Origin of the sequence: Actinomadura sp. DC4, assembly GCF_030406325.1 — a bacterium.
GTDB lineage: Bacteria > Actinomycetota > Actinomycetes > Streptosporangiales > Streptosporangiaceae > Actinoallomurus.
On sequence record NZ_JAUEQY010000002.1, the window covers coordinates 398,326 to 420,032 of the forward strand.

Annotated in this window: 20 protein-coding genes; 11 read left to right on the top strand and 9 right to left on the bottom strand. The window is 71.8% G+C overall.

Annotated features, from left to right (window positions below; all coding sequences use genetic code 11):
- Positions 1-143 precede the first annotated feature (143 nt).
- Positions 144-1,481 carry a HAMP domain-containing sensor histidine kinase gene (locus QWU11_RS04515; protein ID WP_290103707.1) on the bottom strand — a complete coding sequence of 446 codons (1,338 nt, stop codon included), beginning with the start codon at positions 1,479-1,481 and terminating at the stop codon, positions 144-146.
- Between the two features lie 889 nt (positions 1,482-2,370).
- On the opposite strand from QWU11_RS04515, the gene QWU11_RS04520 reads away from it, so the two are divergent.
- The 7 genes from QWU11_RS04520 (at position 2,371) to QWU11_RS04550 (ending at position 9,255) form a co-directional block, all read left to right on the top strand.
- Positions 2,371-3,501 carry a CaiB/BaiF CoA-transferase family protein gene (locus tag QWU11_RS04520; protein WP_290103708.1) on the top strand — a complete coding sequence of 377 codons (1,131 nt, stop codon included), beginning with the start codon at positions 2,371-2,373 and terminating at the stop codon, positions 3,499-3,501.
- Positions 3,502-3,558: 57 nt separating this feature from the next.
- Positions 3,559-4,230 (top strand): response regulator transcription factor, encoded by a 672-nt coding sequence (locus tag QWU11_RS04525; protein WP_290103709.1) that lies wholly within the window; start codon positions 3,559-3,561, stop codon positions 4,228-4,230.
- Positions 4,231-4,351: 121 nt separating this feature from the next.
- On the top strand, positions 4,352-5,728 hold the full coding sequence (locus QWU11_RS04530) for a polysaccharide biosynthesis protein (protein ID WP_290103710.1): 1,377 nt from the start codon (positions 4,352-4,354) through the stop codon (positions 5,726-5,728).
- Positions 5,725-6,807: a glycosyltransferase gene (locus QWU11_RS04535; RefSeq protein ID WP_290103711.1), complete on the top strand. Its 1,083-nt coding sequence runs from the start codon at positions 5,725-5,727 to the stop codon at positions 6,805-6,807. Before QWU11_RS04530 ends, QWU11_RS04535 begins: the two co-directional genes overlap by 4 nt.
- Positions 6,808-7,005: 198 nt before the next feature.
- The gene (locus QWU11_RS04540; RefSeq protein ID WP_290103712.1) at positions 7,006-7,656 is read left to right on the top strand and encodes an ATP-binding protein; all 651 of its coding nucleotides are present in this window, start codon (positions 7,006-7,008) and stop codon (positions 7,654-7,656) included.
- The gene (locus QWU11_RS04545; protein WP_290103713.1) at positions 7,653-8,303 is read left to right on the top strand and encodes a response regulator transcription factor; all 651 of its coding nucleotides are present in this window, start codon (positions 7,653-7,655) and stop codon (positions 8,301-8,303) included. Before QWU11_RS04540 ends, QWU11_RS04545 begins: the two co-directional genes overlap by 4 nt.
- Positions 8,304-8,478: 175 nt before the next feature.
- On the top strand, positions 8,479-9,255 hold the full coding sequence (locus QWU11_RS04550; RefSeq protein ID WP_290103714.1) for a DeoR/GlpR family DNA-binding transcription regulator: 777 nt from the start codon (positions 8,479-8,481) through the stop codon (positions 9,253-9,255).
- 14 nt (positions 9,256-9,269) lie between these two features.
- On the opposite strand, the gene QWU11_RS04555 is transcribed toward QWU11_RS04550, so the two are convergent.
- Both QWU11_RS04555 and QWU11_RS04560 read right to left on the bottom strand, forming a co-directional pair.
- Positions 9,270-10,898: a PQQ-binding-like beta-propeller repeat protein gene (locus QWU11_RS04555; protein ID WP_290103715.1), complete on the bottom strand. Its 1,629-nt coding sequence runs from the start codon at positions 10,896-10,898 to the stop codon at positions 9,270-9,272.
- A gap of 100 nt (positions 10,899-10,998) precedes the next feature.
- Positions 10,999-11,331: a metalloregulator ArsR/SmtB family transcription factor gene (locus tag QWU11_RS04560; protein ID WP_290103716.1), complete on the bottom strand. Its 333-nt coding sequence runs from the start codon at positions 11,329-11,331 to the stop codon at positions 10,999-11,001.
- A gap of 116 nt (positions 11,332-11,447) precedes the next feature.
- Here QWU11_RS04560 and QWU11_RS04565 point away from each other — a divergent pair, with 116 nt between their 5' ends.
- Positions 11,448-12,317 carry an NAD(P)-binding domain-containing protein gene (locus tag QWU11_RS04565; protein ID WP_290103717.1) on the top strand — a complete coding sequence of 290 codons (870 nt, stop codon included), beginning with the start codon at positions 11,448-11,450 and terminating at the stop codon, positions 12,315-12,317.
- A 6-nt stretch (positions 12,318-12,323) separates the two neighbouring features.
- Here the strand turns inward: QWU11_RS04565 and QWU11_RS04570 are convergent, their stop codons facing one another.
- Complete coding sequence (locus QWU11_RS04570) at positions 12,324-13,112, bottom strand: DUF427 domain-containing protein (protein WP_290103718.1); 789 nt, start codon at positions 13,110-13,112, stop codon at positions 12,324-12,326.
- A gap of 120 nt (positions 13,113-13,232) precedes the next feature.
- Here QWU11_RS04570 and QWU11_RS04575 point away from each other — a divergent pair, with 120 nt between their 5' ends.
- Positions 13,233-14,555, top strand: a complete 1,323-nt coding sequence (locus tag QWU11_RS04575; RefSeq protein WP_290103719.1) for a cytochrome P450 — start codon at positions 13,233-13,235, stop codon at positions 14,553-14,555.
- An 8-nt stretch (positions 14,556-14,563) separates the two neighbouring features.
- Here QWU11_RS04575 and QWU11_RS04580 read toward each other — a convergent pair whose 3' ends face one another.
- On the bottom strand, positions 14,564-15,229 hold the full coding sequence (locus tag QWU11_RS04580; RefSeq protein ID WP_290103720.1) for a response regulator transcription factor: 666 nt from the start codon (positions 15,227-15,229) through the stop codon (positions 14,564-14,566).
- The gene (locus QWU11_RS04585) at positions 15,226-16,443 is read right to left on the bottom strand and encodes a sensor histidine kinase (protein ID WP_290103721.1); all 1,218 of its coding nucleotides are present in this window, start codon (positions 16,441-16,443) and stop codon (positions 15,226-15,228) included. Before QWU11_RS04585 ends, QWU11_RS04580 begins: the two co-directional genes overlap by 4 nt.
- Before the next feature lie 348 nt (positions 16,444-16,791).
- Here QWU11_RS04585 and QWU11_RS04590 point away from each other — a divergent pair, with 348 nt between their 5' ends.
- Positions 16,792-17,904, top strand: a complete 1,113-nt coding sequence (locus QWU11_RS04590; RefSeq protein WP_290103722.1) for an alpha/beta hydrolase-fold protein — start codon at positions 16,792-16,794, stop codon at positions 17,902-17,904.
- A 44-nt stretch (positions 17,905-17,948) separates the two neighbouring features.
- Here QWU11_RS04590 and QWU11_RS04595 read toward each other — a convergent pair whose 3' ends face one another.
- On the bottom strand, positions 17,949-18,389 hold the full coding sequence (locus tag QWU11_RS04595) for a MarR family transcriptional regulator (RefSeq protein ID WP_290103723.1): 441 nt from the start codon (positions 18,387-18,389) through the stop codon (positions 17,949-17,951).
- A gap of 79 nt (positions 18,390-18,468) precedes the next feature.
- On the opposite strand from QWU11_RS04595, the gene QWU11_RS04600 reads away from it, so the two are divergent.
- Complete coding sequence (locus QWU11_RS04600; RefSeq protein WP_290103724.1) at positions 18,469-18,738, top strand: hypothetical protein; 270 nt, start codon at positions 18,469-18,471, stop codon at positions 18,736-18,738.
- A gap of 135 nt (positions 18,739-18,873) precedes the next feature.
- Here QWU11_RS04600 and QWU11_RS04605 read toward each other — a convergent pair whose 3' ends face one another.
- Positions 18,874-19,284, bottom strand: a complete 411-nt coding sequence (locus tag QWU11_RS04605; protein WP_290103725.1) for a VOC family protein — start codon at positions 19,282-19,284, stop codon at positions 18,874-18,876.
- A 58-nt stretch (positions 19,285-19,342) separates the two neighbouring features.
- Complete coding sequence (locus QWU11_RS04610) at positions 19,343-21,703, bottom strand: excinuclease ABC subunit UvrA (protein ID WP_290103726.1); 2,361 nt, start codon at positions 21,701-21,703, stop codon at positions 19,343-19,345.
- Positions 21,704-21,707: the final 4 nt, after the last annotated feature.

Below are 21,707 nucleotides of genomic sequence, written 5' to 3' on the forward strand. Positions count from 1 at the left end.
CGCGATGGCGGCCGCGACGTCCGCCCGGTCGACGCCGGGCGGACGTCGCGGCCCACACCGGCACTCCGCACACCGTCTCGTGATCCTCGCGGGCCCGCTGCGCGAGGGGCCGTAAAGGTCCCGGGGCCGCTGCCCCACAGGCCCTAGAGGTCCTCGCCGAGGATCGGGAGGGTGAGGACGAAGCAGGTGCCGAGGTCGTCGTCGGCCAGGGTCAGTGAGCCGCCGTACGCGTGGGCGATGTCGCGGGAGATCGCCAGGCCCAGGCCCGTACCCCCCGAGTCGAGCCTGCGTGCCGCCGGCAGCCGGATGAACCGTTCGAAGATCCGTTCCCGGTCCTCGGGCGCGATGGTCTCGCCGTCGTTGAACACCTCGACGACCGCGTCGTCGGCCTCGCGGCGCACGGTCACGATGACCTCGGAGTCGGCGTGGCGGGCGGCGTTGTCGAGCAGGTTGGTGAGCACCCGGCCGATGTCGACGCTGTTCACCCGGGCGACCACACCGGGCTCGGCGTCCACCTTGGCGGCGACGCGGCGCGGCCGGCGGGCGACCTCGCGCTCGGCCAGGTCGCCGAGGTCGACGTGCTCGGCCCGGCCGGGCAGGCCGGCCTCCCGCCGGGCGAGGACGAGCAGCTCGGTGACGATGTTCTGCAGGCGTTCGGTGTTCTTCAGCGTCGTGCCGAGCGCGGCCCGCAGGTCGGCGCCCTCCGGGTCGATCAGCGCGGTCTCGAGCTCCGCGCGCAGCCCCGCGATCGGGCTGCGCAGGTCGTGAGAGACGTCGGAGACGAGCCGCCGCTGCTGCTCGACCGCCGCCTCCAGCCGGTCGAGGGTGGCGTTGATCGCCATCACCAGCGAGTGGAACTCGTCGCGCCGGGGCGGTACCGGGACCCGGCGGTGCAGGTCCGCGGCGTTGATCTCGTCGAGCTCGGCCCGGATCAGCTCGACCGGGCGCGCCCTGCGGGCGTCGAGCCACCACCTCCAGGCCCCCGCCGCGCCGATGCTGACCGGGATGCCCAGCGCGAGGAAGACCGCGAGCCCGGGCCGGGGGAACAGCCCCAGCTCCGGGGCGAGGACGTACACGGTGAGCGGCCCGGACGGGCCGGCCACGCGGGTCGCGACGCCGGTGAAGCAGCGGTTTCCCGGGCAGACGCGCTCGAACAGCGGGCCGTCCCCGGCCGGCCGGGGCGCCCGCAGCGCCGACAGACCGACGAGAGAGCGGCTGGCCGCCACGACGTGCCGCCGGTCGTCCTGGACCTGGATCAGGCCGGGCGTGCCGCTGACGATCGGGGTGGCGAGGTGGCCCGTACGCGCGATGGCGCCGACCTGACGCGCGGTGAAGACGAGCTGGTTGCTCAGCTGGGCGCCGGCCTGGATCCGTACGAAGGCCAGCAGGGCGCCGTACGCGAGCATGGCGAGGAAACCCGTCACCACCATCGCGATGACGGTGACGCGCACTCTGCTGAGTTGCTCGTTGGGAAGCCGCACGATTTTGCGCCGCGGACACACCGCCCCCCGACGGTCGTTCACGGCAACGATGAGTTACCCGGCAGACACCCCGCTTATGCGTTTGCGCAGGCCACAGCCTTTTAACCGCAAGATCGGCCGGGAGCGTGTCCAGAAGCGGCCGGGGCGGTCCCCCGCCGGGAGAGGTGTACCCGGATGCCCGAATCCCCGGTCGCCGACCCGGCGTGACCGGCGGACACGCTCCGCGACGAAACCGTCGGCGCATCTCCGGCTGTCGCGTCGTCTCGTTCGCTTTTTCCTGGCCTTCGCGACGGAACGGCTGAGGTACCCCACGACCGTTGTGACCAGTACATTTAATCGCATATGCGAAACCTCGCCCGGGGTCTTGGTTCCCGGTCGTCGCGCCGTACCGATGTGTGTCAAAGTTGACACGCGACAGATTGCAGAAGAGCGGTGATACTCAGACGTGGGAGACAGACGGTCGCGATGACGGTCGCCCGCCGGGCGGCGCGCACCAGAACAACTAAAACTGGAAGGATGCCGTCCGCGCCACGGGTTGGTGGCAAATCGGCGTTCGTTGGGAGGCGGGAGCGCCAATGAAGAAGTACCTCACCTGGGCACTCGGGGCCTTTGTTGTGTTCTACCTGCTCAATTCTCCGTCAGGTGCGGCTCACGTAGTGCACAACGCACTGGGTACCCTCGCCGATGCGGGCAACTCACTGTCGAGGTTCGTGAACGCACTGTGATCCCCGGCGCGGCCTCAGCCGCGCCACCCTCACACTTCCGGCGGACCGTCCGCTGTGATTTCGCCACGTGACCACCTCGTGGCCGACCCTGTATCTCGTGCTCCCCGGTGCACGGCTCTGTAGAACCAGGTTCTAGAGTAGGCCGACGACCTGAGAGGTGGAGCATGGGACCGCTGCACGGTGTACGCGTCATCGAGATCGCTAGTCTCGCACCCGCGCCGTTCGGCTGCATGGTGCTGTCCGACCTGGGCGCCGATGTGCTCCGGGTCGACCGGCCCACGAGCGTCGGACGCGACGCGTCGCCCGACCCGCTGGGGCGCGGCCGTCGTTCCATCGGTCTCAACCTGAAGGACCCCGCCGGGGTCGACGTGCTGCTGCGGCTGGTGGAGACCGCCGACGTCCTGGTCGAGGGGTTCCGGCCGGGCGTGACCGAGCGTCTCGGCTTCGGTCCCGACGTGTGCCTGGAGCGCAACCCCGGCCTCGTGTACGGGCGTATGACGGGCTGGGGCCAGGAGGGCCCGATGTCCCAGATGGCCGGGCACGACATCAACTACATCGCCATCGCGGGCGCGCTCGAACCCATCGGACGCGCCGGGGAGCGGCCGGTGCCGCCGCTGAACCTGCTCGGCGACTTCGGCGGCGGCGGCATGCTCCTGGCCGTCGGCATCCTGTCCGCGCTGTTCGAGCGGTCCCGGTCCGGCCGCGGCCAGGTCGTGGACGCGGCGATGGTCGACGGCGCGGCCCTGCTGACCTCCTTCATCCACGGCATGCGCGGCTCGGGCGCGTGGCAGGACGCGCGCGGCACCAACCTGCTCGACACCGGGGCGCCGTTCTACGACACGTACGAGACCGCCGACGGGCTGTTCATGAGCGTCGGCGCGCTGGAGCCGCAGTTCTACGCGGCGCTGCTGCACGGGCTGGGCCTCGCGGACGAGGACCTGCCGGGTCAGCTCGACCGCGACCGCTGGCCGGAGCTGCGGGCGCGCTTCACCGAGGTGTTCAAGCAGCGGACGCGGGACGAGTGGACCGCGGTCTTCGACGGCACGGACGCCTGCGTCGCCCCGATCCTCGGCCTCGCCGAGGCCCCGGCCCACGGCCACGCGACCGCGCGTACGGGCTTCATCGAGGTGGGCGGCCTGCCGCAGCCGGCGCCCGCACCCCGCTTCAGCCGCACCTCGGCCGAGACCCCGGCCCCGCCCGTACGCCCCGGCGAGCACACCGACGCCGCGCTCGGCGAGCTCGGCCTGACGCCGGAAGAGATCGCCGACCTGCGCGAAAGCGGCGCGATCGCCTGAAACGGGCTCCCGCAAATGCGGGATCCCCTGCGGCCCGGGTTACGTCATCCTGGCCGCATGGGATTGATCCGCGTCCTCATCGTCGATGACCAGGTGCTGTTCGCCGAGGCGCTCGCCGCCCGGCTCAGCGCCGAGCCCGACCTGGAGATCCTTCCCGTCGCCCACGACATCCGGCGTGCCACCGCGCTCATCGCGACCGAGTCGCCGCAGGTCGTCGTCCTTGACCTCGTGCTCGGCGAGGAGAGCGGACTGGACGCGCTCGACCTCCTGCGCCGGCGCCATCCCGACATACGCGCCGTGGTGCTCAGCGGGGTCACCGACATCGATCCGATCGTGACCGCCCTGCGCCGGGGCGCGGTCGGCTGGCTGCCCAAGACCGAGAGCGCCGACCTGGTCTCGCGGGTGATCCGCGGGGCGGCCGGGCGCGGCGGCTGGATCCCGCCCGCCGTGCTCGGCGAGGTGCTGCGCCGGCTGCTGGCCGACGGGATGCCGGACGCCGACGACCTCGCCGAGCTGACGCCTCGCGAGCGCGAGGTGCTGCGGTGCATGGTGGACGGGCGGAACCGCCCCGAGATCGCCGACCGGCTCGGGCTGTCGGCCAACACCGTGCGTACCCACACCCAGAACCTCCTCTCCAAGCTGGACGCGCACTCGGCGCTCGAGGCCATCACGGTCGCGATGCGCGCCGGGATGCGTCCGTCGAATCCCGGCGATGATCCCCCGATGTGAACGGGCGTCCCCCATATGGCGTAGGTCGTCATCGTCCTGATGCGCGTTCAGGCGCGGTGACGGCGCCCGTACTCTCGGCGCAGGCGAGAGGGGCGTTCGTGGAAAACGGGCGGGGCTGACCTTGCGGAAGCGCAGATGCCACGGCGGCGACGGCCGCGTCCGTACCCTGATCATCGGGGCGGGCCACGCCGGCCGTACGCTCGCGCGGGCGTTGCTCGAGTCCGGCGGCGGCCTGACGCCGGTCGGGTTCCTCGACGACGGGCCCGATGACCCCATGGACCTCCCGGTGCTCGGCGGCACCGGCGACGTCGCGGGCGCCGCGTGGCCGGTACGCGCGAAGGTCGCCGTCGTCGCGATCCCGTCCCTGCCGCCCGTACGCGTCGCGCGGCTGATCGAGCAGGTCTCGCGGGCGGGCCTGGACGTGCGCTATCTGCCGCCGGGCGCCCGGGCCGGTACGGAGCCGCTGCGGCTGCTCGGCCGGGACGAGCTGATGGTGGCGAGCCTGCGCGCGCGCCGGTTCGTCGCGGGCCGGCGGGTGCTGGTGACCGGCGCGGGCGGCGCCGTCGGCGCCCAGCTCTGCCGCCGCCTGCGCACGCTCCGCCCCGCGGCGCTCATCCAGCTCGACAACGACTCGGGCGCGCTGGCCCGGCTGACCGCCGAGAGCGACGAGGGACGCCCCGCCGCCGTGGACATCCGGGACGGGCCGCGGGTCGACGCGCTGTTCGACGACGTACGGCCGGAGCTGGTGCTGCACACCGCCGGGTTCAACCACGACCCGCGGCCGCTGGAGCGGCGCCCGTCCGCGGCGGTGCGCACCAACGTCCTGGGCACCGGCAACCTCGTGCGCGCGGCGGTGCGGTACGACGTCGAGCGGCTCGTCCTGGTCTCCACCGACCAGGCCGCCGAGCCGGTCTCGGTCCTCGGCGCGACCCGCCGCCTGGCGGAGCTCGTCCTGCAGGCGGAGGCGGGCGGCCCGACGTGCTTCGCTGCGGTACGGGCCGGCAGCGTGCTGGGCTCGGGCGCGTCCCCGCTGCGCGCGGTCGCGGGCCAGCTCGCCGCCGGCCAGCCGGTCACCGTGGCCCATCCGGACGCCGCGCGGCACCTGATGAGCGCGCGGGAGGCCGCCGAACTCGTCCTGGAGGCCACCGCGATGGCCGAGGACGCCGAGACGTTCGCCCTGGACACCGGCCCGCCGTCGCCGGTGCTGGAGGTGGTGGGCGCGCTGGTGGACGGCCTGCGGGTGCCGGACGTGACGATCCGTTTCACGGGCCTGGGCCCGGGCGAACGGCTGCGCGCCCGGTCCTTCGCGGCCTCGGAGGAACGCCTGCGCACCGCCCACCCGCTGATCTTCGCCACCCGCGCCACGGTGCCCGCGCACGGCCGGAACGAGCCCCTCACCGCGCTCCTGGACGCGGCGGCCCGGGGAGCCGACGACGAGGTACGGGCGCTGATGCGCCGCATCCTGCCGGAGTACCGCCCCCGCGAGGAAGACCCATGACCGACGGAGCGCCGGCCGACCGGCTGCGCGTCGCCCTCGTCCTCAACCGGTTCGAAGGCGGCCCCGCACGCGCCGCCCTGACCGCCGCACTCGCACTCGACGCCGGAGCGTACGACCACACCGTCGTCACCGGGGGGCCCGGGGCGCTCGACGAGTGGGCCGCGGAGTCCGGGGTCGAGGTGGTGCGCGCCGAGGGGACGCGGGCGCTGGCCGACGTCCTGGACGCCGGTTCGTACGACGTCGTTCACACCCATGACGGCACCGCGGGGCGGCTCGCCGCCGTTCGTGCGGGTGTGCCGCGGCTCGTGCACACCTGGTACTCCCCGCCCGCGCCCTCTCCCGCCGAGCGGCGGGCGGCCCGGCACACTGACGTGTTCCTCGCCGTGGGCACGCGGACGGCCGCGCGGGCGCTCCGGCTCGGGCTCGCCGCTCCGGAGCGGCTGCGGGCGATCTGGCCCGCCGTCGAACTCCCGAAGCAGGCCGGCACGCGCACGCGGGCGCGGCGGACGCTCGGGCTCCCGCTCGGCGCGCAGGTGGTCGGGGGGATCGGCGCGGCGCGCGGCGCGCGGCGGTCCGACGTGTTCGCGCGGGCGATCGCGCGGCTGCCCACGAACGTCCACGGCGTCTGGGCCGACATCGACGGCGGGCCCCGGCTGCCGGGGCGGATGAGCCGCCGGCTGACCGAACACCTCGGCGGCGACCGGCTGCTGTGGCTGGGCCACCGCGACGAGATCGCCGACCTGCTGCCCGGTTTCGACGTGCTCGCCATGATCGGCCGCCACGAGGGCGTGCCGTACACCGCCGTCGAGGCGGCCGCGGCCGGCGTGCCGCTCGTCGGGACGGTGGCGCCGAGCGGACCGGACATCATCCGGGCCGGCGAAACGGGTCTTCTCACCGCGCCCGGCGATCCCGGACAACTCGCCGACGCAATCGCCTTTATTTTGGACAATCCCGGAGAAGCGCGTCGAATGAGTCGAGCCGCGCTGACTCGGGTGGCCGATCGCTGCGACCCCCGGTCACTTTCGGTGACTTTGGACGAGGTTTATCGAATTTCGTCCGCGCACTTGGATTGCACGTAGACGCTGTATCTTCAAGCTTAGTTTACCGAGAGTGACCACATGACCACCTCCGGCCAGCAACCCTCTATTTACCACCGGCTGCCTGGACACCGGCGTCGTACGGAGTGACGGTCGACAACGTTGGTCCATGTTTTCCAAAGACGGGGGTCTCCAATGATCGATGGACAGTCACGCTCATCACCCTCCGCGACCGCTCCTTTGCTGGAGCCTCAGCCCGTCGCACTCCCGGTCCCCTCTGACGGCGACCCCGACCTGTGGCGGCGGAGGATCCGCCACGACATCCGTCACGAGCTCGGCACCATCATCATGCTGGCCTCCGCCATGTCGGTCGCCGACGACGTCGGGCCCGACAGCCGCCGGCGCGTCGACGCGCTGCTCGGGGAGACCCGCTGGCTGGACCACCTGCTGCGGCGCCTCGACGAGGACGACGACCGGCCGGAGGACCACCTGCCCAGCCCCGAGCGCGTACGGGTGGACGAGCTCGTCGGCGAGATCGTCGCCGGGCTGCGGCTGGCCTCGATCCGCCGCGTCGCGTATGACTCCGTACCGGCGTGCGCGCACATCGACCCGCTCGCGCTGTGGCGCGCGGTGCGCAACATCCTCGACAACGCCTGCCGGATCGCCGGCGAACGCATCGACGTGAGCGTCTTCGGCCAGGACGGCTGGACGGTCGTCCAGGTCGACGACGACGGGCCGGGGTTCGGCGCCGGCGCGGGCGGCCTCGCCTCGCTCGGGCTGGGCATCGTCCACGACCTGGTCTCCGGCTACGGCGGGAGCCTGGAGGTCCGCCGGTGCGAGCTCGGCGGCGCGCGCGTACGCATCCTGCTGCCCTTGGCGGCGCATCCATGAGAGTGGTGATCTGCGACGATCACGCGGTGTTCGCGGACTCGCTGGCCATGGTGCTGCGCGAGTCCGGGCACGACGTGATCGGCGTCACCTACTCCCCCGCCGACGCCTTACGTCTGCTCGGTTCGGCGCCCGCCGACATCTGCCTGATCGACCTGCAGTTCCCCGAGGGGTCGGCGCTGGACAGCCTGCCCGCTCTCCTGCGGGTGGCGCCGGCGACGCGGTTCGTGGTGCTGTCCGGTTCGCGCGAACCCGAGGTGCTGGCGGCCGCCCTCTCCGCGGGCGTACGAGGCTTCGCGCACAAGGGCCAGCAGGCGGACGAGATCGTCGCCATGCTGGCCCGCGTCCACGCCGGCGACGTCGTGGCCGACCCGGCCACGGGCTCGCGGATGCCGCTGCGCCCGCCCAGCGAGGCCCAGCGGCTCGCCCGCTACCTGACGCCGCGCGAACGCGAGGTGCTGACCCGGCTCGTCCGCGGCGAGAACACGGCCACCCTCGCCCGCACGATGGAGATCACCCGAAGCACCGCCCGCAGCCACGTGCAGAGCGTCCTGACCAAACTCGGCGTCCATTCGCAGCGCGAGGCCGTCATCGCCGCGGCCCGCTACGGCCTGGTCAGCGTCAGTACCGGGGAATGGCTTCTGCGTTAGCTGCCCGGATTTATCCGCCTTTTCGGCATCGGAAGCAATGACTCCCCGCGCGTGCACAATCGTGCGCGGTGTACGCGATGTACGATCAGTTCAGCTCACGGGCGGCACTGGTCTAACCGCTGACCTGCACCCTGCCCCCTGAAACGAGCACGCGGGTGACGGGAGACATGGGCCGATGAGCCGATACGAGCGGTGGAACGGCCTGCTCTCCCTGCTCGCGGGCCGGGGACGGCTCAGCGTCGAGGAGGCCGCCACCGAGCTGAACGTCTCCGCCGCGACCATCCGCCGCGACTTCGACCAGCTCGCCCAGCAGCAGATGCTGACCCGTACGCGCGGCGGCGCCGTCGCCCACACCGTGACCTACGACCTGCCGCTGCGCTACAAGAGCGCGCGGCGCGCCTCGGAGAAACAGCGCATCGCGGCCGTCGCCGCCGACCTCGTCCAGCCCGGCGCGGTCGTCGGCATCAACGGCGGCACGACCACGACCGAGGTTGCGCGGGCGCTCGCCACGCGTGCGGACCTGCACACCGAGACCGGCGGTTTCGCGGTCACCGTCGTGACGAACGCGCTCAACATCGCCGGTGAGCTGGTCGTCCGCCCGCACATCAAGATCGTGCTGTCCGGCGGAGTGGCGCTGCCGCAGTCGTACGAGCTGGTCGGCCCGCTCGCGAACGGGGTGTTCGACCAGGTCACGCTCGACATGGCGTTTCTCGGCGTCAGCGGCCTCGACGTCGAACGCGGCGCGACCTGCGCCAACGAGGAAGAGGCGAGCATCAACCGGCAGATGTCGGTCCGCGCCGAACGCGTCGTCGTGGTCGCGGACGGCTCCAAGCTCGGCACGCGCGCGTTCGCCCGGATCTGCGGGATCGGCGAGGTCGACATGCTGGTCACCGACGCGGACGCGGACGCCGGGCCGTACGAGGAGGCCGGCGTCAAGGTCGTCCGCGCCTAGCTAGGGCCTGTGCCTCAGTGGGTCCGCAGGTGCTTGGCCGCCGCCGAGGCGAGCGCCCGCGCGTCCAGCCCGGTCTGGTCGATCCGCATCACGAAACGGCCCGCGCGGAACCAGAGCACGGGCGGTGAGGGGTAGGCGTACGCCTCGTCGGCGCCGTCGACCTGGACCGGCTGCGCCTGGGCGTCCACGGTGAGCAGGCGGTGGGCGTCGTCCGGGGTCGGGGCGACCCAGGCGATGTCGAGAGAGGCGTTCGTGTCGCCGGCGAGCCGGTAGGCGCAGCTCAGGTCGTGCAGGGCCACCGAGCCGACGCTCACGGCCGGGGTGACCGGCGGCGACGCGGCCTTGTACCCGGGCGCGACCGCGCACGCGTCCGGCCAGTCCGACTGCGGTATGCCCCCGAGCTCCCCCGGCGAGCCCGCCTTGGTCGTGTCGTAGGAGGTCGTACGGAACAGCCCTGAGACGGAGTACCCGGCGTAGAGCCGCCGGCCGGCCACCGCGATCCACGGCACGGCGCGCTCTCCCGCGTCGCCGGGCTGCTCGGCCAGCGCGAAGGGCGCGGGCCCGGTCCGTACCGTCCCGGCGGCCGGGTCGATGGCGTCGAGCGCGGCGGGCAGCAGCCGCACGCCGCCCTGGCCCAGGTGACCGCGCACGCCGTACACCTCGTCTCCCGCGACGGCCAGCGCGCCGTACGGGGCGAGGAGCGGCCGGGCGGTGACCTTCCCGCTCGTCAGGTCGACGGCCAGGGCCTGGCTCGCGCTCGTGACGACGGCGTGCTCGCCGGTGACCGCGAACCGGCAGGGCGCCGGGCACGGGCGGCCGGCGACCACGTCGTGCCCGTTCGCGGCCACGACCGTCACGCCCTTGATGTCATCGATCAGCGCGATCCCCCGGCGCACGACGGTGACGGCGCGCCGATCGGCGTCGTGGGCCCAGCGCACGGTGCCGGTGGCCGGGTCCAGGGCCAGGACCCGTACGTGGCCGGCGCACTCCTCCCGGAGCGCGAACAGGCTGCCGTCGGTGTCCTGCGCGCCGAGCTGGTCGATGATCGGCGTCTTGCAGCCGTGTTCGGCCACCGGCCGGATCCACCGGGTACGCCCGGTGCTCGCGTCGACGCCGCGCACTCCGGACCCGGAGACGGGGAGCACCGGGAGCACGCCCTGGCCCGCCGCGACGTCGAGGCCGCCGCTCGTGAGCTGGTAGCCGGGGCGGGCGGAGGTCCAGCGGACCCGCCCGGTCGCCGTCGCCAGCCCGGTCCAGCGCGACGATCCGCGCGCCAGGTCCGGGTCCGCGGTCATGACCACGAGCGAGCCCGATGTCTCGGCATAGCCGGTGACCTTCCGGCCGGGCTCGCGGTAGTGCCAGCGCGCCCGCCCGGTGCCCGCGTCGTACGCGTCGACGCCGGTGACGGTCCCCACGATCAGCTCTCCGTCCACGAGCCGCCGGAAGACCTGGGGATCGGAAGAGTCCGCGGGCGGGCGCGTGTCCACGTGCCAGGACTCGCCGAGCGTGCCGGCCGCCGGCCCGGCGTCGACGAGCGCGGCCGCGGCCGCGCCGGTCGTGGAGTGGTCGGTCCGGACCTTCGGCGGCGTCGTGTCGTCGCCCTTGTGGCCGGCGGAACACGCGGGCGCCAGAAGCGTCGCCACGCCGAGCAGGACAGCTCGAAACCGCAATGTGACCCCCGGCGCCGCAACGATCCGGAAAGAGAGACCGGTCAGCGACAGTAGTCACTACATAAGCGGTAAGTCATGCCTTTTTAAGCACTCTTGTACGCCCGAGGGCGGCGAGCACGGAACCCAGCAGGCCGGGGAACCGGGCCTCCAGATCGTCGTGGCGCAGCCGGACGACGCGCGCCCGGCCCTCGATCGTCGTCAGCGTGAGGCCGGCCTCCCGCAGGACGCGGTAGTGGTGGGACATGGTCGACTTGTGCACGTCGATGCCGTCGCCGATGCCCCCGCAGTTCTCCCCGTCGGTGTCGGCGAGCCGCGCGACGATCTCCAGGCGTACGGGGTCGGAGAGCGCGTGCATGACCGCGGCCAGGGAGATGTCCCCGGCCGGAGGATGGAACGGCTCCCGCATCAGTCCTCCCGCGCCTTCACGCCCGGCAGCCTAACGCACGGTTCGACGGTTGGACGAACATAAAACCATGCTGTTAGTTTGACGATCGCCCAACCATCAAACCTTCAGGAGTCTCCATGACACAACGCGCAGAGGCGCCGGTCACCGTCATCGGCCTCGGCCCGATGGGCCGGGCGCTGGCGGGGGCGTTCGTCGAGGCCGGCCATCCGACGACCGTGTGGAACCGCACCGCCGCCAGGGCCGACGACCTCGTCGCGCGCGGGGCGGTCAGGGCTGCGACGGCCGCCGCCGCGGTCGCCGCGAGCCCGCTGGTCGTCGCCTGCCTGCTGGACGACGACGCGGTGCAGGCGGTCCTCGGCCCCGCGGATCTCCGGGGCCGGACGCTGGTGAACCTCACCTCCAGCGCGCCCGGGCAGGCGCGCCGGCGGGCGGAGTGGGCCCGCGAGCAGGGCGCCGGCTACCTCGACGGCGCGATCCTGACCCCGACGCCGACCATCGGGCGTTCGTCGGCCCTCGTCCTCTACAGCGGGCCGGAGGACCTCTACCGGGCGCATCGCCCCATACTGGACGGCCTGGGCGGCACCGCGACGTACCTCGGCGAGGATCCCGGCCGGGCCGCCGCCTTCGACGTGACCCTGCTCGACGTCTTCTGGACCTCGGTCAGCGGCCTCGTCCACGGGCTCGCCCTGGCCCGCGCGGAGGGCATCTCCGGCGACGTGATCGCGCCGTACGCCGCGCTGGTCTTCGCCCTGCTGCCGGAGATGGCGACGAGGTTCGCGCGACGGCTCGACGACGGGGACCATCCCGGCGAGCGGTCCACCGTCGCCTCGGCCGCCGCCGGGCTGGAGCACGTCGTCGCCACCGCACGTGCGCACGGCATGGACACGGGCGTGCTGGAGGCCTCCCACGCCGTCGTCAGGCGGGCCGTGGACGCGGGACACGGGGCCGACGGCCTGTCACGTCTCGCCGCCGTCCTCGCGCCCTGATGGCGGTCAGGACCAGGGTGACGCGGGGCGCTCCTGCGCCTTGCCGTCCACCTCGACGTCGGCCTTCTCGTTGAAGAAGCAGACGAGGTCGCGGACCGGTTCGGCCTCACGCAGCGGCGCCTCGTACGTCCAGGCGATGTCCTCGCCGCCGTACGCCCAGTAGGACGCCTCGCCCTTGTAGGCGCAGTAGCTGGTCGTCTCCGAGGGCTTCAGCACGTCCAGGCGTACGTCCTCGCGCGGGAGGTAGTAGCGGACCGGCAGGCCCGTCTCGTAGAGGATCACGGGCTTGGAGGACTCGGCGAGCACCTCGCCGCCGACGCCGACCTTCACGTGCCGCGAGCTCGCGAGGATGTCGATGCGGCTGTACGGGTCGTGCGGGTGCCCGAAGACCTGCTCGTCCTCCTCGTACCAGGCGTCCATCTTGTCCCAGTAGAAGGCGACATAGCCCTTGAGCCAGGGCGCGATCGGGTCCGGGTAGCCCCAGACCGCGTTCTCCTCCGTACGGCCGCCGGCCGAGATGGTCCAGTACGCCGCGTCGCCCTTCACCGGGCAGTGCGTCGAGAGGTCGGTCCGCGTCAGCAGATCCATCCGGACGTCGGCCTCGGGAATGTAGTACAGGGGCAGGATGCCGGTCTCGAACAGCAGGTGCGCGCCGGTCGTGTCGGCGATCGTCTCGCCGCCGAACTCCACGCGGATCCGTTTCGGCGTCGGCTCGAAGTAAAGAAGGTGCTCGGGGGCCCGTACGTCTCCGTTGAACACTCCCGCGGGCCGTCCGGACAGAGGTGCTCCAGGCAAAGTCAGGCTCATGGCTTCCCCAACCCCCCATCTTCCCGGCACATTCCGCGGAAGGCCGATACCGGACCTGGATCCGAGCGGGTGGCAGAGGTTACGGTCTTTGGACACGGGAGGGAAGAAATGGCTCAACGGCGAGTCAGCCATGCCGTGTCGGACACGGAGCTGATCTACAGTCCGGACACCTACGTACGGTCGGTGCCGCATGACGCCCTGGCCCGGCTGCGGCACTCGACGCCCGTGGCCTGGGTGGAGGAGCGGCCCGTCGACGACTGGCCGGCCGGACCGGGGTTCTGGGCGGTGTTACGGCACGCCGACGTGCGTCACGTGCTGCGCGACACACGGCTGTTCTCCTCACACCTTGGCGCGACGCAGATCCGCGACGCCGAGGACCTCGACTACGTACGCCGGATGATGCTCAACATGGACCCGCCGGAGCACTCCCGGCTGCGGCGGCTGCTGGGCAAGGCGTTCACCCCGCGGGCGGTGGCCCGGCTGGCGGAGCGCATCGACCGGCGGGCGCAGGCGCTGGTGGACGCGGTCGCCGAGAAGGGCGAGGCCGACTTCGCCAAGGAGATCGCCGCCGACCTGCCGCTGCTCACGCTCGCCGACGTCTTCGGCATCCCCGAGTCCGACCGGTGGCTGCTGTTCGACTGGTCCAACCGGGTCATCGGCTACCAGGACGCCGAATACTCCCGCAGCGCGGCGTTCGACGCGTCGAGCGCCACCGAGATGGCCCGGCGGGCGATGCGGCTGCGCCCGCGAGACCCGGTGAACCCGCGTTCGCGCGCCGGCATGCCCGACCTGTACGCCTACGCCCACGAGCTGGGCGAGTACAAACGCCGCCATCCGGGCGACGACGTCATGACCGCCCTGATGCACCACGTCGACGACGAGGACGGCACGGTCGCGGTCGAGGAGTTCGAGAACCTCTTCTGGCTGTTCGCGGTGGCCGGCAACGAGACCGTGCGCAACGGCCTGCCGGGTGGGATGTTCGCGCTGCTCAAGAACCCCGGCGAGCTGGCCAGGCTGCGCGCCGACCGCTCCCTCCTCGAGACCGCGGTCGAGGAGATGCTGCGGTGGTGGACCCCGGTGATGAACTTCCGTCGTACGGCGACGGCGGACACGGTCGTCGGCAACGTCCCGGTCCGCAAGGGCGAGAAGGTCGTCGTGTGGTTCTCCTCGGCCAACCGGGACGAGGCCGTCTTCGACCAGGCGTCCCGGTTCGACGTCGGGCGGACCGAGAACGACCACCTGACCTTCGGGCACGGCCCGCACTTCTGCCTCGGCGCGCACCTGGCACGCCTCCAGATGCGCGCGATGTTCACCGCCGTCCTCGACCGCCTGGACGACATCGAACCGGCGGGCGACCCGATCCGGCTGCGCTCGAACTTCCAGAACGGCATCAAACGCCTGCCGATCCGCTGGACCCCCCGCCCCGCCTGACCCTTCCGCTAGTCGAGCCAGCCGGGCTTGACCAGGCCGGTCTCGTAGGCGATCACGACGAGCTGGGCGCGGTCGCGGGCGTGGAGTTTGATCATGGCGCGGCTCACGTGGGTCTTGGCCGTGGCCGGGCTGACGACCAGGCGGGCGGCGATCTCCTCGTTCGACAGGCCCTCGGCGGCCAGGGCCATGACCTCGCGTTCGCGGTCGGTGAGGGAGGAGAGTTCGACCGCCGACCTCGGCTTCTTCGCCTTGGCGGCGAACTCGGAGATCAGCCGCCTCGTCACGCCCGGCGACAGCAGGGCGTCGCCGCTCGCGACCTCGCGCACGCCCCGTACGAGCTCGGCCGGCTCGGTGTCCTTGACCAGGAAGCCGCTCGCCCCGCCCCGCAGCGCCTCGAAGACGTATTCGTCCAGCTCGAACGTGGTCAAGATGATGATCTTCGTCTCGGCCAGCCGCGCGTCGCCGATGATCTGGCGGGCGGCGGCCAGGCCGTCCAGGACGGGCATGCGGATGTCCATCAGCACGACGTCGGGCCGCTCGCGCCGGGCGAGGCGTACGGCCTCCTCGCCGTCGCCGGCCTCGCCGACCACCTCGATGTCGGCCTGGGCGTCGAGCAGCGCGCGGAACCCGGCACGTACGAGTGCCTGGTCGTCGGCGAGAAGTACGCGGATCAACCGTGCTCTCTTTTCCTGTCGTCGGCCGGACGCCCGGCCTCGTCGCCTGGGTAGCGAACCGGGAGCCGGGCCCGGACGCGGAAGCCGTCGGCGTCCGTACGGGGGCCGGTCCGGATATCCCCGCCGAGGGCCGAGACGCGTTCGCGCATCCCCGGGATGCCGTTGCCGCCGTCCGGCAGGTCGCCGGGGGCGCCGCGCCCGTCGTCCTGGACCTCGATGAGCAGCTCGCCGTCGGAGTAGCCGAGCAGCACCTGCGCCGTCACGCCCGGCCCGGCGTGGCGGGTGACGTTCGTCAGTGACTCCTGGATGATCCGGAACGCGGCGAGGTCGACGCCCGCCGGCAGCGTACGCGGCTCGCCCGTCGTCCGCAGGCGTACGGTGATGCCGGCCACACGGGTGCGGGAGAGCAGGTCGTCCAGGCGTGCCAGGCCCGCGGTGGGCGCGCGCGGGGCGCTCTCGTCGACCTGGCGGAGGACACCGAGCACGGACCGCACCTCGGTGAGCGCCTCCTTGCTGGCGTCCTTGATCGCGCTCAGCGCCGTACGCGCCTGCTCGGGGCGTTCGTCCATCAGGTGCAGCGCCACCCCGGCCTGGACGTTGATCATCGAGATGTTGTGCGCGAGGACGTCGTGCAGCTCCCGTGCGATGCGCAGCCGCTCCTCGCTGGCCTGGCGGCGTTCCTCCTCCTGGCGCGTGCGGCGGACCTCGTCGGCGCGCTCGCGGCGGATGCGGACGACCTCCGCGGCGGCCACGACGAGCAGGAGCCAGGTGAGCGCCACCCCGCTGTGACCGAGGCTCCACTCGTGCAGGCGGAACGGCCCGAAGGGCACGGACAGCCCCAGCACGGTGAGCACGGTCACCGCGAGGCCGGCCGCCACCAGCGAGAGCGTACGGCGGCCGGCCAGCACCGCGCCGAAGAGCGCGACGACCGGGCTCAGGAAGATCGGGCCGAAGACGTATCCGCGCAGCAGGAACCCGATCGTGATCACCATCACCACGGTCAGTACGGCGCCCGGGAAACGACGGCGGAAGAGCAGCGCGACGGGGCCCGCGACCAGCAGCGCGTACGCCGCCGCGTCGAGGTGCGTCAGCGGATAACGCATGTGGGCGTCGGCGCCCGACGAGCCCATGACCTGGACGAACCCGACGACGAGCGGCACGACGAACACCGGCAGCCCGCTGGGCCGCCATCTCGTCTCGCGCTCGCCCGTCACACCTGAACCCTAGGAGGTCATGCGTGCGTACGGCATCGTGCGCCGGTGGACATCGGGACTACGCCGACGGGAGTAGCCACTGGCTGACCTCGCATTTACCAGTCGTTTGCCCGCCATCCACAACACTGTGGCCGGGCCCGTCTCGCCCATAGGGGAGGTGTGCGGCGTTCTTGCAGCGACTCGGGCGCTCATAAGTGGACCGGAGGAGTCGGTTGGACGGATACCGTGAACCGGCCGGGGGTGTCGTGACCAATTCCCCTGACCCCGTCCGAGGCGCGTTCCGTCAGGGACGGGCCGGAGCATGAGAGGACATCGGTGGGACTGACGAGCGGGGGCCTCCTCGCCTTTATGCTCTTGGTGGCCGTCGGGCTGGGCGCGGCCACGATCTGGTGGTGGCCGAAGTTCGCCGGTACCGGGGTGCGTGCGGTGCTCTCCCGGATCGGGCTGTTCGTGAGTGCCCAGTTCACCCTGTTGATGGTGCTCCTGCTGGCGGTGAACAATTACTTCCTGTTCTACGCCTCATGGTCGGATCTGCTCGGCACCAATCACCAGCCGGTGCATATCCAGACCAACAACGCCATCATCGCCACCAAACCGAAAGGCAACGGGCAGCCGCTCGCCCGCCAGACGACGGGTTATGACAAGAAGAGCAAACCCGACCCGGCCCGCGACGGTCAGATCGAGCAGGTACAGATCCAGGGCGCCCGTACGGGCCTGACCACCCAGGCGCTGGTGTTCCTGCCGCCGCAGTACTTCCAGAAGCAGTTCGTCAAGCGTCACTTCCCCGTGCTGTACGACTTCACCGGCTTTCCCGGCATCCCGGAGCAGCTCGTGACCCGGCTCAAGGTGCCGGCCACCGCCCTCCAGATGATGAACACCGGCCAGATCCAGCCGATGATCATCGTGATGATGCGGCCGTCGCCGTCCTCGGTCATGCCCAAGGACACCGAGTGCACGGACGTCCCGGCCGGCCCGCAGGTGCTCACCTTCTACACGCAGGACGTCGCCGAGGCCCTCATGTCGACCTACCGCGTGGCGAGCAGCTACCACGCCTGGGGCGCGATGGGCGACTCGACCGGCGGCTACTGCGCGGTCAAGCTGGCGATGAAGGCGTCGGACCGGTTCACGGCGGCGGTGTCGATGGCGGGCTACTTCTACCCGCGCCAGGACTGGCAGACCGGCGACCTGTACGGCGGCAGCAAGCAGGTCAAGAACGACAACAGCCTGATCTGGCGCCTCCAGCACCTCCCGCCACCGCCGATCTCGGTGCTCGTCACGACGAGCCCGGACGGCGAACGCGACTTCGGCGAGGCGAGGAAGTTCCTCCAGGCGTCGCGCGCGCCCCTGATCACCGACAAGATCCTGGTCCCGGGCGGCGGCCACAACCCCCGCACCTGGCGGCGTGTCCTGCCCAGCGCCCTGCTCTGGGTGAGCCAGCACCTGCAGCACGAGGACGCTTAGGGCCTGTCTCGAAGTCCCCGCGCAGCGGGACTTCGAGACAGGCCCTAAGCGCCTGGGGCGAGCGCGTCGAGGAGACGCTGGAGCACCCGGGCGAAGACCTCGACCTCCTCGGGCTCGGACGTGCTCAGGGCGTCGGCGACGATCGCTCCGAGGGCGGCGCGCATGGCCTGGACGGCCCGGCGGCCCTCGGGCGTGAGCGACAGACGGGTCGCCCGCGCGTCGTCGGCGTCGGCCGCCCGCGCCACCAGACCGGCCTTCTGGAGCCGGGTGGCGTACCTCGTGGTCACCGTACGGTCGAGGCCGATGAGCTCCGCGAGGCGGCTCGCCGTCGCCGGTCCCGTACGGGCCAGGCCGGACAGGACCGGGTAGGTGGTGCCGTCGACCCCGTCGACCCCCGCGGTGAGCCGGTCGTAGAGATGAGCGCGGTTGGTGCGCAGCAGCAGGGCCCCGAAGGTCGTGGCGATCTGTTCGGCGTGCGCGGTCACGGTCCGATCCTACGTGCAATTTACACGCACTTTGGTCTAGGATGGAAAGCGTGCAAATTGCACGCTCTAAGGAGGAGCCATGGCCGACAACGCGATCGTCCGCCCTGAGGACGTCCTGCCCGACGGCGTGGACGGCACCCTGCTGAACGGCGTCCCGGTCCGCAAGGGTTCGGTCGCCGCCTTCGTGGCCAACGCCCAGCGACTGCAGCGGCTCACCCCCGGCACCGACGAACACCGCCAGGTCTCGGACCAGCTGCGCGCGCTGACGCCGGCCGTCGCCGCGGTGGGCCTGTTCGAGATCTTCGAGGCCCGCTCACCCGAGCTCCGCGACATCATCGCGGCGACCTGAACCCGCCTCAGCGGCGCGTGGCGGCGGTCACGAACAGCAGAGGGCGAGGTGAGGACGCCCGCGAAGCCCGCGTCGAGCAGGAGCGCCGTCAGGGAAGGGCAGCTCGTAGGCGCCCGCCACGGCGATCGTCCGGTGTCAGCGCTTCTGCTGGATACGGAGCAGGTTGCCCGCGGGGTCGCGGACGGCGCAGTCGCGGACGCCGTACGGCTGTTCGGTCGGCTCCTGGACGATCTCCGTGTCGCTCGCCTGGAGGCGCTCGAAGGTGGCGTCGAGGTCGGCGGTGGCCAGGAGGACGCGTGCGTAGGTGCCCTTGGCCATCATCTCGGCGATGGTGCCGCGCTCGTCGTCGGTGACGCCGGGGTCGGCGCCCGGCGGCTCCAGGACGATGTTCGTGTCGGGCTGGCCGACGGGGCCGATCGTCAGCCAGCGCATGCCGCCGTAGCCGACGTCGTTGCGGACCTCGAAGCCCAGGAGGTCGCGGTAGAAGGCCAGGGACGCGTCCGCGTCCTCGTGCGGCAGGAAGCTCGAGTGAATCGTGAAGTCCATGCCGGTCACGCTAGTTGCGGCCCCGTGACCGGCGCTTCTCGATTCCTGATCGGTCTGGTCACCGGTCCGCCACGTACGCCGCGAGGTGCTCGCCGGTGAGGGTCGAGCGGGCGGCGACGAGGTCGGCGGGCGTGCCCTCGAAGACGACCCGGCCGCCGTCGTGGCCGGCGCCCGGGCCCAGGTCGATGATCCAGTCGGCGTGCGCCATGACCGCCTGGTGGTGCTCGATGACGATGACCGACTTGCCGGAGTCGACGAGCCGGTCGAGCAGGCCGAGCAACTGCTCGACGTCGGCGAGGTGGAGGCCGGTGGTCGGCTCGTCCAGGACGTACACGCCGCCCTTGTCGGCCATGTGGGTGGCCAGCTTGAGCCGCTGCCGCTCGCCGCCGGACAGCGTCGTGAGCGGCTGGCCGATGGTGAGGTAGCCCAGGCCGACGTCGGCGAGCCGGGCGAGGACGCGGTGCGCGGCCGGCGTACGCGCCTCGCCGTCACCGAAGAACTCCTCGGCCTCGGCCACCGGCATCGCGAGCACCTCGCTGATGTCCCGGCCGCCGAAGCGGTATTCGAGCACCGACGCGTCGAACCGCTTTCCCTCGCACTGCTCGCAGGTGGCGGCGACGCCGGCCATCATCGCCAGGTCGGTGTAGATCACCCCGGCGCCGTTGCAGGTGGGGCAGGCGCCCTCGGAGTTGGCGCTGAACAGCGCCGGTTTCACGCCGTTGGCCTTCGCGAACGCCTTGCGGATCGGGTCGAGCAGCCCCGTGTACGTCGCCGGGTTGCTCCGGCGCGAGCCGCGGATCGGGCTCTGGTCGATCGACACCACGTCCTCGCCGGCCGAGATCGACCCGTGCAGCAGCGAGCTCTTGCCGGAGCCCGCCACGCCGGTGACCACGCACAGCACCCCGAGCGGGATGTCGACGTCGACGTCGCGAAGGTTGTGCCTCGTCGCGCCGCGGATCTCCAGCGTGCCGACGGAGGTCCGCACCTTCTCCTTGACCGCGGCCCGGTCGTCGAAGTGGCGGCCGGTGATCGTGTCGCCGGCGCGCAGCTCCTCGACGGTGCCCTCGAAGCAGACGGCGCCGCCTCCCGTACCGGCTCCGGGGCCGAGGTCGACGACGTGGTCGGCGATCGCGATCGTCTCCGGCTTGTGCTCCACCACGAGCACCGTGTTGCCCTTGTCCCGCAGCCGCAGCAGCAGGTCGTTCATCCGCTGGATGTCGTGGGGGTGCAGGCCGATGGTCGGCTCGTCGAAGACGTAGGTGACGTCGGTGAGCGCGGAGCCGAGATGGCGGATCATCTTGGTGCGCTGCGCCTCACCGCCCGACAGTGTGCCCGACGGCCGGTCCAGCGAGAGGTAGCCCAGCCCGATCTCCACGAAGGAGTCGAGGGTGTGCCGCAGCGCCGTCAGCAGGGGCGCGACGGAGGGTTCGTCCAGGCGCCCGGTCCACTCGGCGAGGTCGCTGATCTGCATCGCGCAGGCGTCGGCGATGTCGATCCCGTCGATCTTCGAGGACCGCGCCTCGGCGCTGAGCCGGGTGCCCTCGCACTCGGGGCAGGTGGTGAAGGTGACCGCCCGCTCCACGAAGGCGCGGATGTGCGGCTGCAGGGAGTCGACGTCCTTGGACAGCATCGACTTTTGGATCTTCGGGATCAGGCCCTCGTACGTGAGGTTGACGCCCTCGACCTTGATCTTGGTCGGCTCTTTGTAGAGCAGGTCGTTCAGCTGCCTCTTGGTGAACTTCCCGATCGGCTTGTCCGGGTCGAAGAAACCGCAGCCGGTGAAGATCCGGCCGTACCAGCCGTCCATGCTGTAGCCGGGGATCGTGAGCGCGCCCTCGTTGAGCGACTTGGTGTCGTCGTACAGCTGGGACAGGTCGATGTCGTTGACCGAGCCCCGGCCCTCGCAGCGCGGGCACATGCCGCCGGTGATGCTGAAGCTGCGGCGCTCCTTCACGGCCCGCCCGGCGCGTTCCATGGTGACGGCGCCCGCGCCGCTGATCGAGGCGACGTTGAAGGAGAACGCCTGGGGCGAGCCGATGTGCGGCCTGCCGAGCCGGCTGAAGAGGATGCGCAGCATCGCGTTGGCGTCGGTCGCGGTGCCGACCGTGGAGCGGGGGTCGGACCCCATCCGCTGCTGGTCGACGATGATCGCGGTCGTCAGGCCTTCGAGGACGTCGACCTCGGGCCGCGCCAGCGTCGGCATGAAGCCCTGCACGAAGGCGCTGTAGGTCTCGTTGATCATCCGCTGCGACTCCGCGGCGATCGTGCTGAAGACCAGCGAGCTCTTGCCCGAGCCGGAGACGCCGGTGAACACCGTCAGCCGGCGCTTCGGGATCTCGACGCTGACGTCCTTGAGGTTGTTCACCCGTGCGCCGTGCACGCGGATCAGGTCGTGGCCGTCCGCGAGGTGCGGGCTCATCGTG

Bases quoted from the DNA above. Each gene is read 5' to 3' on its own strand.
- QWU11_RS04520 (WP_290103708.1), top strand. From the start codon at position 2,371: ATGGGACCGCTGCACGGTGTACGCGTCATCGAGATCGCTAGTCTCGCA.
- QWU11_RS04525 (WP_290103709.1), top strand. From the start codon at position 3,559: ATGGGATTGATCCGCGTCCTCATCGTCGATGACCAGGTGCTGTTCGCC.
- QWU11_RS04535 (WP_290103711.1), top strand. From the start codon at position 5,725: ATGACCGACGGAGCGCCGGCCGACCGGCTGCGCGTCGCCCTCGTCCTC.
- QWU11_RS04545 (WP_290103713.1), top strand. From the start codon at position 7,653: ATGAGAGTGGTGATCTGCGACGATCACGCGGTGTTCGCGGACTCGCTG.
- QWU11_RS04550 (WP_290103714.1), top strand. From the start codon at position 8,479: ATGAGCCGATACGAGCGGTGGAACGGCCTGCTCTCCCTGCTCGCGGGC.
- QWU11_RS04560 (WP_290103716.1), bottom strand. From the start codon at position 11,331: ATGCGGGAGCCGTTCCATCCTCCGGCCGGGGACATCTCCCTGGCCGCG.
- QWU11_RS04565 (WP_290103717.1), top strand. From the start codon at position 11,448: ATGACACAACGCGCAGAGGCGCCGGTCACCGTCATCGGCCTCGGCCCG.
- QWU11_RS04575 (WP_290103719.1), top strand. From the start codon at position 13,233: ATGGCTCAACGGCGAGTCAGCCATGCCGTGTCGGACACGGAGCTGATC.
- QWU11_RS04590 (WP_290103722.1), top strand. From the start codon at position 16,792: ATGCTCTTGGTGGCCGTCGGGCTGGGCGCGGCCACGATCTGGTGGTGG.
- QWU11_RS04600 (WP_290103724.1), top strand. From the start codon at position 18,469: ATGGCCGACAACGCGATCGTCCGCCCTGAGGACGTCCTGCCCGACGGC.
- QWU11_RS04605 (WP_290103725.1), bottom strand. From the start codon at position 19,284: ATGGACTTCACGATTCACTCGAGCTTCCTGCCGCACGAGGACGCGGAC.
- QWU11_RS04610 (WP_290103726.1), bottom strand. From the start codon at position 21,703: ATGAGCCCGCACCTCGCGGACGGCCACGACCTGATCCGCGTGCACGGC.